Raw genomic sequence first — 13,868 nt, 5'->3', positions numbered from 1 at the left:
GAACCGGGCCTAGTTCCAGGGGCCGAAGCTCGGATCGACCTGCCGTTCGCGGTGCTCGATCGATTCGATCTGCTCGACGTCCTCGTCGTCGAGGGTCAGGTCCAGGCTCTTCCAGTTGTCGTGGACGTGTTCGGCGCTGGTAGCCTTCGGAATCGTCACGACGTCGCGCTGGCGCAGCCAGGCGAGGCTGACCTGTGCCTCGCTGACGCCGTGCTTCTCGGCGATGGCACCGATGGTGTCGTCGTCCAGCACGTTCCCGCGTGCGAGCGGGGAGTAGCCCACGACGGTCACGTCGCGGTCCTGGCAGTGCTCGACCAGGTCGTACTGTGGCAGGTACGGGTGGAGTTCGACCTGATTGGCGACGATGGGCGCCTCCGAGACCTCGATGGCGCGATCGACCTGCTCGGGCAGGAAGTTACTCACGCCGACGTGGTCGATCAAACCGCGCTCGCGGAGTTCGGCGAACGCCGAGAGGCTGTCCTCGGGATCGTACGCACGCGCAGGCCAGTGGACGTAGAGGAGGTCGACGCGGTCGACGCCGAGTTTCTCGAGGCTCTCCTCGGTCGTCGCGATCACGTCGTCGTGGTCGAGGTTGTCGATCCATACCTTGGTCGCGAGGAAGATGTCCTCGCGATCCACGTTGGCAGCGGCGATGCCGTTGCCGACCGCTTCTTCGTTGCCGTAGATCTGTGCGGTGTCGACGTGGCGATAGCCCGCTTCGAGGGCCGTCCGGACGCTTTCGGCACACTGTTCTGGGTCCTCGTTCTCCCAGGTCCCGATGCCGAGCGCTGGGACGCCGTCGATTGTCGGACAATCAGCCGCTGCTGGAAGCTGCTCACTCATCGGCCGACACTTGCCACCGTCAGATGAAAGGCGTTGGGAAGCCGGCGACCGCGGTACCGTCGAGTGAGAGTCACGCTCGGCAGCCAGCGAAATCTGACCTGCGGCAAACGCCGGGATTCGCCGGCATGGCCACTGCATTCAGCAATATTCATAACCGTCAGGGCGGACCTTCGCCCATGGACGACCACTACGACGTGGTGATCGCCGGCGCGGGCCCGGCTGGCGCGCAGTGCGCTCGGGACGTGGCCGCGCGGGGATACGACGTGGTGGTCCTCGAGACGGAAGCCGAGGACGAGTTCCCCGCACAGTCGAACAAGTCCACCGGGGGCACCTTCCCCTCGATGATGGCAGCCTTCGGGATCCCCGACGACGTCGTGATGCAGTTCACCGACGAGGTAGTGCTAGAATCTCCGAACGACTTCTACGTGCAGGACCAACCGGGTGCCGTCCTCGAGTTCGCCGACTTCAAACGATTCCTCGTGGCCGACAGCCAGGAGAAGGGGGCCGACTACATCTGGGACGCGCGGGTGACGGCGCCACTCACGGAGGGCGGCGAACTGGTCGGCGTCACCTACAACGGCGACGAGGAAGTTCGCGGCGAGGTGATCGTCGACGCGACGGGGCCGAGCGCGCCGCTCGCCAAGAAGTTGGGCGTCAGCAACCTCGAGCGACGGAACCAGGCAATCGGGATCGAGTACGAGTTCGAAGGCGTGAATCTCGACGCCGACGGCCACGCCGACCTCGCCGACGCGATGATGCTCCGCCTCGACCACGACCTCGCGCCGGGTGGGTACTCCTGGATCTTCCACACGGGCGACGACACGGCGAAGGTCGGCCTGTGCTACATCCAGAACGAGAGCTACCAGCGTTACGCCACCGCCGACCGGACGATCGACGGCTACCTCGACTACTGGGTCGGGAAAGATCCCCGGCTCCAGGACGCCACCCGACTCGAGGGCAAGCAACACCGTGGATCGGCTCACATCCAGCCCCCGACGTCGCTGTCGACGGACTCGTTCATGGCGATCGGCGACACCGTTCCGACGATCGATCCGCTCTGGGGAGAGGGCATCCACAAGTGCATGAAGTCCGCTCGCTCGGCGGCGATCGTCGCAGACCACGCGCTGACCGGCGAGGTGAACACCTCCGCGGAGAAGCTGTCGATCTACGACAAGCTCTGGCACCAGGACGTCGCCCCGAACGTCAACAAGCGGCTCCTGATGACGAAGCTGCTCTACCTCGCTCCGAACGGTCGCTACGATCAGCTCATGAACGACCTCCGGAGCGCTGCGAAGAACACCCTCGCCGAGGCGAACGAGGGGAACAAGCGCGCGATCGCGAGCCTGCTCCATCTCCGGGACGTTCCGACGCTCGCCCGACTGGCGAAACTCCACTACTCCGGCTAGCTGTCGTCGTTGCTTCGTACGCTGTCCTCCGCCCACCGACTCGGTAGGCTCGGCCTTCGCCCCCCGGAAACCCTTTATCGGCTGGTACCAATTGAACGGGCATGAAGCGGCAGGGGCTGCTCGTCCTCGCTGTCGTCGGGTTACTCGTCACGACTGGTTGCGTCGGACTGGTGCTGGGCGACGGTCTCGAGATGGACTCCGAGCCGGCGGCAGTGAGCGACGAGGCACTCGCTGAAACCGGTTTCCAGTTCTCGGACCATCGGACGCTCTGGCTCAACGAGACGGTGGCAGTCGCAGGCCAGGAGCGCGAGATCAACGCCTCGGCGCACGCGACGATCTACAACCGGACCACGAATCTGGAGCGTTTCGAGCGAGACACCGGCGGGTTCGTCGTCATCTCGACGCCGGACGTCTCGGTCGCCGGGGAGTCTGCCAACCCCGCCGCCAGGATGTCGAACCGCGAACTCGTGGAACGCTTCCAGGGGGAGCTCGAATCGGAGGTCGGCCAGCTTGGCAATCTCACGAAGGTCTCTGAGCGAACCGAGCCGGTCCTCGGCTACGCCGCGGCGGTCAGCGTCTTCGAGACGACCACCACCATCGAGGGTCGGGAGGTCACGCTCTACGTACACGTCACGAAGGTGCAACACGAGGACGACCTCGTGATCGGTATCGGCGTCCACCCGGAGGCGCTCGCCCAGCAAGCGCCCGAGATTCACCGTCTCCTGCGCGGGATCGAGCACCCGGCGTCGATCTGATCGGATCCGTTGCTGCCGGATCGGCCGTCATTCCTCTTCCACGGCCAAACCGTGTCGAAGCTACGAGCAGGGTAGCGAGGAGCGCGCAGAACAGCGGTGACTGACTGCCCGGTACCGAGGACGACGCGTCCGCGTGACGATTCGCGGTGCTATCGCGGACCGAACGGCATGTCGAGCGTCTGGTTCTGCTCCTCGTCGATGTTCGGACGTTCCGTCTTGTACGATCGGTAGTTCCTGTCGAGTCCCCAGGCGAAGAGATAGGTCGCGAGGATGAATACGCCACAGGCTGCCAGCAGGTACTCTGCCGGCGGGACCGGGTACCCGAAGAACGGACCCCTGATCACGTACCACCCAGACGCGACCGTCCCCACCATCCCGAGGGTGCCGACGAGTAGGCCTCCGAGATCTGTCATGGTAATCTATGGCCGTTAGTGGCCACTTGGACTCACCCAATGGCCACAAGCTATTAAACTGATCGTAATAACTGCACCATATATTTATACATACAACAACGATAATCAGTGGAAGTAAGGTATCTTCCCGTGGCTTTCGTGAAGACGGTTTGCGAGTGAACGCTCCGATTTCGGACCCTGGGAAGGATCGACTGCTTTCGTCGGATTCGAAAAATTCGCTCTACCCGTCGCTCTGCTTGGAGGCCCCGTGTCAGAAAGTAGCGGCGCAGTGCGTCAGCGAACGGACGAGCGCTCAGGCGTCCTGCTGGAGTTCCCGGGCCCGGTCGACGTTCCACTCGAAGCTCTTGCCGTTCTCCGTCGGCGTCTCGAGGACGAACGGGAGGTCGCGTAGCTCTGGGTGGGAGAGGACCGCGGTCATCCCCTCGACGCCGATCTCGCCTTCGCCGACGTGGGCGTGCTCGTCCTTGTTGGTACCGCGCCCGTGCTTGGAGTCGTTGAGGTGGAGCGCTTTCAAGTGCTCCAGGCCGACGACGTCGTCGAACTCCGCCACTGCCTCCTCGACACCGTCCTCGGTCGAGAGATCGTAGCCCGCCGAGAAACTGTGAGCGGTGTCCAGACAGACGCCGAGGTCCTGCTCGCTCCGATCGAGGACGCCAGCGAGGTGTTCGAACTCGCCGCCGAGCTTCGTGCCGGAGCCCGCGTCGGACTCCACGAGGATCTGGACCCCGTCGGGGACGTCCAGAGCGTCGAGCGTCTCGGCTGCGTTGTCGAGGCCGCCCTCGACGCCCGCGCCGGTGTGGGCTCCGAGGTGGACGTTGACGTATTGGACCCCGAGTCGTTCGGCCGCGTCGAGTTCGGCCTGCATGCTGGCGATCGACTTTTCGCGGAGGTCGTCCTTCGGCGTCGCGAGGTTGACGAGGTACGACGAGTGGATCAGCCAGGGGCCCTCGAGTTTCTCGGCGGTCTGCTCCCGGAACGACGCGGCTTCTTCCTCGTCGATGCTCGGTTCCTGCCAGACCTGCGGCGAGGTCGTAAAGATCTGGCCGCAGTTCCCCCCGACGTCGAGTTGTCGATCGACGGCGTTGTCAACGCCGCCGGCGATCGAGACGTGTGCTCCGATCTTCATGCCAGATGGGAGCCAGTCGACCAGCAAAGGGACTTCGATGTGGGCTGCCCTGCCGTCGTCGAGGAAGACGCTCGACGCGACGCTTCAGTCCTCCGCGACGACCCGCTCTCGGAGCCAGGACTCGCTCGCGTATTTCGTCTCCGCGAGTTCTCGGGCGCGATCGAGTTCGGCGTCGGTCCACTGGCCGACCTCGGCGTCGGCCCACTCGGTCAGGGCCGCTTCGAGGTGGTCGACCGCGTCGGCACGCGAAACGCCGGCTTGCTCACGGAGCGACGTCACTCGTTCGCGGAATCGCTCCTCGTCGATGCCCGGATCGGCGAAGACGCCGAGGTGATGATCCGTTGCCAGTGCGTAGGACAGGGAGCCGTGCTGGATCACGGCCTCGCGTTGCCGGTACTGGGCGTTTCCGCTGAGTTTCTTCGGCGTGGCTTCGGTGGACGCGCCGTCTGGATCGTTCGATGGCGTCGCCACGATGTCGTGTGCCGGATTGATAGCCCGGAGGTAGCAGGTTGGCTCGTGAATCGCCGGCTGTTCGGCGTCGGCGAATGCCGCGTCCACGCCCATCCGATCGAAGGCGTGGAGGACCGGAGAGCAGAGCATCGCGTAGGTCTCCATGAGGTCACCGGGGAGTTCGTCGGCCGGTGCGATCACGCTGTAGGAGATATCTGCGTCGTGATCGTGATAGATTCCGCCGCCGCCGGTCTGGCGCCGGGTGACGTCGATTCCCTCGGCCTCGCAGTAGTCCCAGTCGACGGTGTGGGGCTCCTGCCGGTAGCCAAGCGAGAGGGTACTGGGCTCCCAGCGAAACGCGCGGACCGTCCGCGGGCCGCCCGCCACGGCCGTCTCGGCGGCGACTTCCTCGAGGGCCATCTGCATCGGCCCCGTGCGAGATTCTTCGGGAATCAGCCGCCACTCTCGGTCGGCGAGCGGGCCGAGCTCCGTCGTCATGCCAGATCCTAACGGTAGTCGACCCAAAGCGATTGCGCTCCAGCGGGTGTTCCGAATCGGTCGATCGGTTCGCGGTCCGCGATTTCGCCCACGACACTTGGGTAGAACCGACTCTGGTTATATAGGTATATGTATGGTTGTGTATGTGGGGGACGTCATATATACGTGAAATAGCACGGTATTAGTGCTATCTGTGGGTACGAACTCCCAATGCCTCGCGGCACATCGTCCGATCGGCGGACCGTCACGCGTCGGGATGCCCTCGCTGCCATCGCGGGGGTCGGCGGCGCGGCACTCTCTGGCTGCGTCGAGTTCCGAAGCGCGCAGGCCTCGGGATCCGGGCTCTCGGGGTCCATTACCATCCGGGGAAGTTCGACCGTGTACCCGCTCATGGACCTCATGGCCCAGCGCTTCGCGGGAAACAACGACGCGGTTAGCATCAACATCGCCCCAACGGGCTCAGGAGCAGGCTTCGCGGACCACTTCTGTACCGGTAACGCCGATTTCAACAATGCGAGCCGCGCGATCCGGGACCCAGAGGTCGAGCAGTGCTCCAGTAACGGCGTCGAGTTCGTCGAGTTGAAGCTCGCGACGGACGCGGTCACCGTCGTCGTCAACAACGACGCCGACTTCGTCGATTGCCTCACCGTCGAAGAGCTCGCGTCGATCTGGCGCGAGGACGGCGCGACCCGCTGGAGCGACGTCCGGTCGTCGTTCCCCGACGAGCGAATCGCCCGTTTCGGCGCCGCGGACACCTCCGGAACGTACGATTACTTCAAAACGAACGTGCTGGGAGAGGACGCGACGCACACGCTCGACTACCAGGCAACCGAGCAGGACAACAACATCATCTCCGGCGTCCAGGGGAACCGGTTCGCGATCGGCTACCTCGGCTTCTCCTACTACTACAACAATCCGGATTCGGTGAAGGCCATCGGCATCGACAGCGGGGACGGCTGCACGGTTCCGAGTCTCGAGACCGCTGCTTCTGGCGCCTACGACATACTATCCCGGCCCCTGTTCACCTACGCAGCCAAGTCCTCGCTCCGCCACGATCACGTCGCGGAGTTCGCCCGCTACGTCGTCCAGCAGAGCGCGAACCGGAGCCTCGTCGCCGACGAAGTCGGGTACGTCCCCAACTCGGCCGAACAGATGGGCGTCGAACTCGCGGAACTCAACGAGGCAATTCGGGAGGTTCAGGAATGAGCACGGAGTCCGACGTTCCTGATCTCACGCGCGACGATCCGCTCACGGATCTCACGGAGTCTGGGTGGGCGGCCTTCTTCGTCGCCTGTGCGGCCGTGACTCTCGTCACGACGCTCTCGATCGCAGCGATGTTGCTGTACCGGTCTGGCCAGTTCTTCACGGAGTACTCAGTGAGCGAGTTCCTGACCGGAACGACGTTCAGGGCGGCAAACGAGGTCTTCGGGATCGTCCCACTCGTGATCGCAACGCTGTCCGTCACCGTCGTCGCCGGGTTCATCGCCCTTCCCGTCGGAACGCTCACTGCAGTGTACCTCAGCGAGTACGCGAGCACGCGCTCCAGAGCGGTCCTCAAACCGATGCTCGAGATCCTCGCCGGCGTCCCGACGATCGTCTACGGTATCTTCGCGCTGATCTACATCACGCCCGCCCTTCAGGTCGTCTTCCCTTCCCTGCCGACGTTCAACGTCCTCTCTGCTTCGTTGATGATCGGGGTCATGACGATCCCCATGGTCTCCTCGATCAGTGAAGACGCGATGAGCGCAGTGCCGGACGACTTGCGCCAGGCCGGGTACGGCCTCGGCGCGACGAAGTTCGAGGTCTCCACTGGCATCGTCGTGCCGGCGTCGATGTCTGGCATCGCCTCTTCGTACATCCTCGCCGTCTCCCGAGCTATCGGGGAGACGATGATCCTCGCGGTCGCCACCGGGACGCTCGCCAATATGCCGGAGGTCCGGGAAGCTGCGGGTGTGTTGCCGTACATCCACCCGGCTGACGTCCTCATGGAACCCGGGATGACGATCACGACGGCGATGATTCACTCGCGGGGCGGCGAACTCACCGGTGGCTCGATCGCCTACGACGCGCTGTTCGCGCTCGGACTGACGCTGTTCGTCGTCACGCTCGTCTTGAACGTCGTGAGCGACGTTATCGCCGAACGCTACAGGGAGGAATACTGACGATGGCGACCGATCACTCGACCGACTTCGGTCACGTGAGCCGCCTTCGGGGAACGCTCTTCGAGGCGCTGTCGCTGGGATCCTCGCTCCTCGGTATCGTCACCCTTGGCATCCTGCTTGCCATCGTCTCCGTCGACGCGCTCGGGCTCGACGCCGCGGATGGCGGCTGGATCCTCACGATCGTCGGGCTGGTCGTCGTACCACCACTCGCGCTCTGCACCGTCGGTCTCGACGACGCCGCGGTTCGCGTCCGGGCGGCTGCCGCGCTGGTCCTCGGCGTCCCGGCGGCGTTCGCCGCGGAACTGGCGTTCGGTGCGATCGGTGTGAACGCGGCGCTCCTCGAGTGGCAGTTGCTCTATCTCTTTACCGTCGTGCTTCCGGTCGCGGGCGTCGTGCTCTCCGCTGGTACGCGCAGTCCCGTGGGTTCGGTGGCGATGGGGTTCCTCGGGCGGGCGATCGGCGGTCTGGTGCTCGGCGCCGCGATCCTCATCCTCTTCGTCGTGGTCGAACCTCAGCTGTGGTTCCTGCTCTACACGCTCGGCGTCCTCCCCTTCGTCGCTATCACGGTTTACGCACGCCGGCATCCCGACACGCGTCTCGGGATCGCCCGGGTGCCCGCGGCAGCAGTGGGTGCGGCTGCGGCGATAGCAATCCACCAGTTCCTGATCTTTTACACCCCGTACTGGGTCTTCCACGTCTGGTCGCTGGCTATCCCCGCAGCGGTCGCCGTGGGGCTGACCTACCGCAGCGCTCGGCCGGACGCCTCCGGCGTAATTGCGGGCGGCGTCACTGCTCTCGCACTCGTCTTCGGGAGTCTCGGAATCGGGGCCCTGGGACTCCCTCCAAGCTACGCGCTCTTCGTACTTCTCGGGTTGATCCCCGCCGGGCTGTACGCCGAACGCGCGGTCGGCTCACATCCGAGTCGGCTCGGACTGGCCGTGCCACTCGTTCTCATCGCGGGCGTCGCGCTCGCGCTCGGTCTCGTGGACGTGCTGAGCCTCGCCGGGCCCGAGCCCTGGCTCGACTGGCAGTTCTTGACGAGCGTGAAGGGGAGCCCTGCCGAAGCAGCTGGCTTCTACCCCGCTATCGTCGGTTCCGTCGTCGTCATCGCACTGGTCGCGCTCCTCTCCTTCGCCTTCGGTGTGGGAACGGCGGTCTTCCTCGAAGAGTACACCGCCGACGAGGGGCTCGTTGGATCGATCACCAGGCTCGTACAGGTCAACATCGCGAACCTCGCGGCCGTACCGTCCGTCGTCTACGGGCTACTCGGTCTCGCGGTCTTCGCCAACATGCTCGGGCTCGGCCTCGGGACGATCGTCACGGCGAGCCTCACGCTCTCACTGCTGATCCTTCCGATCACGATCATCTCCGCACAGGAAGCGATCCGCTCGGTCCCGGACGACCTCCGGCGAGGCTCGGACGCGATGGGCGCGACGCGCTGGCAGACGACCAAGAACGTCGTCATTCCCCAGGCTCTCCCCGGGATCTTCACCGGTACGATCCTGGCGCTGGGCCGAGCGATCGGAGAGACGGCGCCGCTCATCCTGATCGGCGCCGCGTCCTCGACGACGTCCGCCCCCTCGGAACTCTTCGACACTGCCATCGCCATGCCGCTGCAGCTGTTCGCCTGGTACAACAATCCTGGCGCGTTCCGCGAGGGGGTCGTCCCCGCTGGCGTCGTGACGCTGCTGGCGATCCTGCTCGTGATGAACGGGACTGCGATCGTGCTCAGGAACAAGTACGAGCGGGCCGACGGCTGACGATTTAGTCGTCGCTCATGTGGATTGCTCCGATCCGGATTCGTCCATCAACGCTTCGGACTGGTCCGGATCGACCCGGTTCTCGAGGAACCGCTCGAGCGTCTCCGTGTAGCGCTCGGGGTCGTCCAGATTCGACGCGTGGCCGCTCCCTGGTAGTCGTTCGACGGCGACGTCCGGGAGCGTCGCTGCGAAACGGGCGGCATGCTGGCGAACGAACCCGGGTTCGTTCTCGCCGTAGAGGACGAGGGTCGGCATCGTGATCGCGGCCAGGTCGACGTTCGACCTTCGGAACGAATCGACGGACCGGATCACCTTCACGAATTCGTCCGTCGTCATGGGTGGGGCGTCCGCTCGGAGCGCTTCGATGGCGTCGTAGTCGCCGCTCGCTTCTCGCTGGAACAGTTCGGTGAGGCCGACCATCGCCTTCTCGACGCGTTCGTAGCCGAACACTCGGACGGGTGGAACGGTCGACCGCAAGCCGAGCGAGCGCTGGAGCCACTCGGACCGACTCAACACCGGTGGTCCGAACGTGCTCGAGAGGACCAGCCCCGCGACGCGCTCTGGGTGCCTCGCGGCGTAGACTTGAGCGATGCACCCGCCCATCGAGTGGCCACAGAGCACGGGCTGCTCCAAGTCGAGTCCGCCGAGGAGTGCCCCGAGGTCCTCGGCGAACAGTTCGATAGAGTAGGGGTTTCGTCGCGTCCTACCCGTGCGACCGTGGCCGCGAACGTCGTAGGTGATCGTCGTGAACTGCTCGCTCAACGCGTCGACCTGCCGGTCCCACTGCGAGTGATCGAGGATCGCTCCGTGGAGGAAGACGATGGGCTGTCCACTGCCGCGTCGTTCGTAGTAGGTCTCCGCGTCGTTGGTGCGGATCGTCGGCATGAGGTACCGGTACGGTCTCTGCGGTGGTAAGATACGTGTTGACTCGGGTCACACCGGGAGCGGGGGCGGTCGAGTGATCGAATCCCGTCCCTTCAGCGACTGGGCCGTGAGAACATCCCGAGGAACTTTCGGGATCGTCCTCGCGTGAGAACACATGACCAACTGGATCGGCGAGGCGTTCACGAGCGACGCGGGCTGGAACCACCTGGAGACGCTCGTCGACGTCGGCGATCGGATGGCGGGGAGCGAGGGCGAACGCGAGGCAGCGGCGGCGACGCGAGACGCGCTCGCCGAGGTCGGCGCGCGAGACGCCCACCTCGAGTCCTTCGACGTCCAGGGCTGGACCCGCGGCACCTCCGAACTTCGCGCCGGCGACACGAGCCAGGAGTGCATCGCCCTGCCCCGGAGCCCCTCCGGCGAAGCTACCGGCGAACTGATCGACGTCGGGTACGGCCTGCCCAGCGATTTCGAGCAGGATCTGGAGGGCGCCGTCGTCATGGCCGCGAGCAACGTCCCCGGCTGGTACGACCGGTTCCTCCATCGGCGGGAGAAGTACTACCACGCCGTCGAGGCCGGTGCCGCTGCGTTCGTCTTCCGAAACCACGTCGAGGGCTGCCTGGCACCGACGGGCAGCGTCGGCACGGAGGACGATCCGATCGGCGACGTGCCTGCCATCGGCGTCTCGAAGGAGGTCGGGGACCGGCTGCTCCGCCGTTGGGAGGGCGATTCCGTGACGGTCGACGTCGAGGCGGAGATTTCGGACGCGACCAGCCGGAACGTCCACGCGACGCTCGGCCCCGACACCGACGAAGAGGTCCTCCTCACGAGCCACGTCGACGCGCACGACATCGCGGAAGGCGCGGGCGACAACGGTGCCGGAACAGCAGTGGTCGTCGAGGCCGCCAAGGCGCTCGCGGCGCGGGAGGACGAACTCGATACGAAGGTCCACTTGCTCGTCTACGGCGCGGAGGAGGTCGGCCTCTGTGGCTCGGCCTACGACAGCGACCAGCGGGACCACGACGATATCAAGGCGATAGTCAACAGCGACGGCGTCGTGAGAGGCCGGACGCTCCGCTGCTACACGCACGACTTCGACGAACTCGAAGCGGCCGCCGAGACGGTCGCGGACCGCTTCGACCACCCGATCGAGACCACGCCGAAACTGAATCCACACAGCGACCACTGGCCCTACGTCCAGTGGGGCGTCCCGGGCTTCCACCTCATGAGCGAGACCGACTACGAAGGACGGGGCTGGGGCCACACCCGCGCGGACACCCTCGACAAACTCGAACAGCGGACGTTGCGAGAGCAGTCGATCCTGATCGCCGACCTCGTCGATCACCTCGCCGATAGCGACACGACGATCGAGCACCGGACGCCCGAGTCGATCGCGGCGCAGCTCGAGGACGACGACCTCGCGGAGGGGATGAAAGTGATCGGCGACTGGCCGTACTGAAAGCGGGTTAGCGGACCCGCTTCGCGGAACTTGGCTCCTGCAGTTACCCCAGTTCCGCCGATCGGAATCGCAGGTAGCCGATCGCGAGCGGCACGACGACCCAGCCGACGAGCAAGAGTACGAGGAACTGATCGGAGAGGTACAACGGCGTATCTGCAGCCGCGGGATCGAGGTGGTTGGTTCCCGAACTGCCGCCCTCGGGCGGGCCAAATACGATCGCGTCGACGGCGTTGCCGTAGGCGAATACTGGACTGAGGTTCTGGACGAACTGGTAGAGCTCGGGCGTCGCGTCCATCCCCAGTAGATCTTCGACCACGAACGCCACGCTATCGTTGGGGTTGATCCCCGGCACGACCCAGATGAAGCTGAAGAGCACGTAGGTCCCGATCGTCCCGGCCATCGCCTTCCCCCGAGTATCGGCGAGCGCGGACAGCCCGACGGCGATCGCGATGAAGACGACGGCGAAGAGGCAGGTCAGTGCGCTGTAGGAGAGGTACTCCACGGGGACGGTCCCGAACTGGAAGAGCAGCATCCCGGCTCCCACCACGAGCGAGATACCGACTGCCGTCAGCGCGAGCGCCGACCGTCCGACGAACTTTCCGATCAGCACCTCGCGGCGGGAGTTCGGGAGTCCGAGCAGGTACTTGATGGAGCCGGACTCGCGTTCGCCGGCGATCGCGAGGTACCCCATCGAGATAATGACGAGCGGGAGCAAGAACGCGCCAGCGAAGATCAGCCCGCCGATCGCGTCGACCGCAGCTTCGTCCGCGGGCTGTCCTCCCTGCGAACTCGTCAGGAGGAGGACGGCGTAGAAGAACAGAAAGATCCCGGTAGCGCCCCAGAGGATCTTCGCGCGTCGGGCGTCCCGGAAGTCCTTCCTCGCGATGGCCAACCAGCTCATCGTGCCACCTCCGCGGGCTCGGCGGCCTCGCTCGTAGCGCCGTCGGCTGCTGAGTCGCTCTCCTCCACCGAGCCGTTCGTATACCGCTCGAACATCGATTCGAGGGACGTCTCCTCCGAGATGACGTCGGTCACGTCGTGGTGGTCGTCGACGTACCGGACGACGTCGGCTTTCACTCGCGGGTGCTCGCAGGTCACGATGATCGCGTCGTCCTCGACGGCCGTCTCGACGACGCCGTCGACGGGTGCGAGATCGACGCCTCCCGCCGGCGGTTCGGCGACGTCGAGCGTAACGTCGCACTCGCCGGTGAACTCCTCGCGGAGCTCGTCGAGATCGTCGTCGGCGACGAGTCGCCCCTCGTTGAGGATCGCGACGCGGTCACAGACCTCCTCGACCTCGTCGAGAATGTGGCTCGAGAAGAACACGGCCGTGCCGTCCGCCGCCTCCTCGCGGATGAGGTCGCGCATCTCGGCCATGCCGGCCGGATCGAGCCCAGTGGAGGGTTCGTCGAGGATGAGGAGGTCGGGGTCGCCGACGAGGGCCATTCCGAGGCCGAGTCGCTGGGCCATCCCTTTCGAGTAGCCGCCAGCCCGCCGATCTGCGTCCTCGCCGGAGAGGCCGACCCGATCGAGGACCGCGTCCACGTCGCCGTCGACGTCCTTGCTCTCCATCGCGAACTCGACGTGCTCGCGGCCGGTCAGCCGATCGTAGGGCTCGGCGCCCTCTGGCAGGATGCCGATGTTCTCTCGAATCTGGAGGGAGTCGGTTCGGGTGTCGTAGCCGAGGACCTCCGCGGAGCCGTCCGTCGGATGGATGAAGTCCAGCAGGAGGTTGATCGTCGTCGACTTCCCGGCCCCGTTGGGACCGAGGAACCCGTAGACGTCGCCGTACTCCACCGTGAGGTCGAGGTCCTGGAGGGCGGTCACGGACTCTCCGTACGTCTTGGAGAGTCCGTTCGTTTCGATAGCGGGCATACGGGAGAAACTGTAGGCGAACGTCCCTTCAAGCTTTCCGACTTCTGCAGGCACTGCAACGCGCCGAAACCGACCGATTGCGAACGGTGACGGCGGATTCCGCTCGGGGTACAGATAGCATCCGGTGGCCACAGATGCTGTTCGGCGCCTCAACAAACCATCACTCGGTACCGCGGAGTACGCACGGCAACGAACGGCTTCGTTCGAGGCGGGGGCGCCTGACGCTCGGCGTTCCCTCG

The 13,868-nt window shown here is 65.3% G+C and carries 13 protein-coding genes; 6 read left to right on the top strand and 7 right to left on the bottom strand.

The genetic code is table 11. The features are described 5' to 3' along the window. Positions 1–9: 9 nt before the first annotated feature. Positions 10–843: an aldo/keto reductase gene (locus L593_RS01650; RefSeq protein WP_020445178.1), complete on the bottom strand. Its 834-nt coding sequence runs from the start codon at positions 841–843 to the stop codon at positions 10–12. Positions 844–1,019: 176 nt separating this feature from the next. On the opposite strand from L593_RS01650, the gene L593_RS01645 reads away from it, so the two are divergent. Then, positions 1,020–2,249: a digeranylgeranylglycerophospholipid reductase gene (locus tag L593_RS01645; protein WP_020445177.1), complete on the top strand. Its 1,230-nt coding sequence runs from the start codon at positions 1,020–1,022 to the stop codon at positions 2,247–2,249. A 101-nt stretch (positions 2,250–2,350) separates the two neighbouring features. After that, positions 2,351–3,004, top strand: a complete 654-nt coding sequence (locus L593_RS01640) for a DUF6517 family protein (protein ID WP_020445176.1) — start codon at positions 2,351–2,353, stop codon at positions 3,002–3,004. A gap of 149 nt (positions 3,005–3,153) precedes the next feature. Here L593_RS01640 and L593_RS01635 read toward each other — a convergent pair whose 3' ends face one another. The 3 genes from L593_RS01635 to L593_RS01625 all read right to left on the bottom strand — a co-directional run bounded on the left by L593_RS01635 (position 3,154) and on the right by L593_RS01625 (position 5,491). After that, positions 3,154–3,417, bottom strand: coding sequence for a hypothetical protein (locus L593_RS01635; protein WP_020445175.1), 264 nt, complete (start codon positions 3,415–3,417; stop codon positions 3,154–3,156). 292 nt (positions 3,418–3,709) lie between these two features. Then, complete coding sequence (locus tag L593_RS01630) at positions 3,710–4,543, bottom strand: deoxyribonuclease IV (RefSeq protein WP_020445174.1); 834 nt, start codon at positions 4,541–4,543, stop codon at positions 3,710–3,712. 84 nt (positions 4,544–4,627) lie between these two features. Beyond that, the gene (locus tag L593_RS01625; protein ID WP_020445173.1) at positions 4,628–5,491 is read right to left on the bottom strand and encodes a biotin/lipoate A/B protein ligase family protein; all 864 of its coding nucleotides are present in this window, start codon (positions 5,489–5,491) and stop codon (positions 4,628–4,630) included. 210 nt (positions 5,492–5,701) lie between these two features. Here L593_RS01625 and L593_RS01620 point away from each other — a divergent pair, with 210 nt between their 5' ends. The 3 genes from L593_RS01620 to pstA are packed head-to-tail and all read left to right on the top strand — an operon-like array spanning position 5,702 to position 9,413. Then, a complete protein-coding gene (locus tag L593_RS01620) occupies positions 5,702–6,697 on the top strand; it encodes a PstS family phosphate ABC transporter substrate-binding protein (protein WP_020445172.1) in 996 nt (331 codons plus the stop codon). Continuing rightward, positions 6,694–7,653: a phosphate ABC transporter permease subunit PstC gene (gene pstC, locus L593_RS01615; RefSeq protein WP_020445171.1), complete on the top strand. Its 960-nt coding sequence runs from the start codon at positions 6,694–6,696 to the stop codon at positions 7,651–7,653. The genes L593_RS01620 and pstC overlap by 4 nt, the downstream gene beginning before the upstream one ends. 2 nt (positions 7,654–7,655) lie before the next feature. After that, positions 7,656–9,413 (top strand): phosphate ABC transporter permease PstA, encoded by a 1,758-nt coding sequence (pstA, locus tag L593_RS01610; protein WP_020445170.1) that lies wholly within the window; start codon positions 7,656–7,658, stop codon positions 9,411–9,413. Positions 9,414–9,428: 15 nt separating this feature from the next. On the opposite strand, the gene L593_RS01605 is transcribed toward pstA, so the two are convergent. Continuing rightward, positions 9,429–10,298 carry an alpha/beta fold hydrolase gene (locus L593_RS01605; protein WP_020445169.1) on the bottom strand — a complete coding sequence of 290 codons (870 nt, stop codon included), beginning with the start codon at positions 10,296–10,298 and terminating at the stop codon, positions 9,429–9,431. Between the two features lie 154 nt (positions 10,299–10,452). Here L593_RS01605 and L593_RS01600 point away from each other — a divergent pair, with 154 nt between their 5' ends. Continuing rightward, on the top strand, positions 10,453–11,754 hold the full coding sequence (locus L593_RS01600) for a M28 family peptidase (protein ID WP_020445168.1): 1,302 nt from the start codon (positions 10,453–10,455) through the stop codon (positions 11,752–11,754). Positions 11,755–11,797: 43 nt separating this feature from the next. Here L593_RS01600 and L593_RS01595 read toward each other — a convergent pair whose 3' ends face one another. Beyond that, the gene (locus L593_RS01595; RefSeq protein ID WP_020445167.1) at positions 11,798–12,655 is read right to left on the bottom strand and encodes an ABC transporter permease; all 858 of its coding nucleotides are present in this window, start codon (positions 12,653–12,655) and stop codon (positions 11,798–11,800) included. Continuing rightward, positions 12,652–13,629 carry an ABC transporter ATP-binding protein gene (locus tag L593_RS01590; protein WP_020445166.1) on the bottom strand — a complete coding sequence of 326 codons (978 nt, stop codon included), beginning with the start codon at positions 13,627–13,629 and terminating at the stop codon, positions 12,652–12,654. Before L593_RS01590 ends, L593_RS01595 begins: the two co-directional genes overlap by 4 nt. Positions 13,630–13,868 lie beyond the last annotated feature (239 nt).

Origin of the sequence: Salinarchaeum sp. Harcht-Bsk1 (genome assembly GCF_000403645.1) — an archaeon.
Lineage (GTDB): Archaea > Halobacteriota > Halobacteria > Halobacteriales > Salinarchaeaceae > Salinarchaeum.
This window is presented reverse-complemented; position numbering and strand designations above follow the sequence as displayed.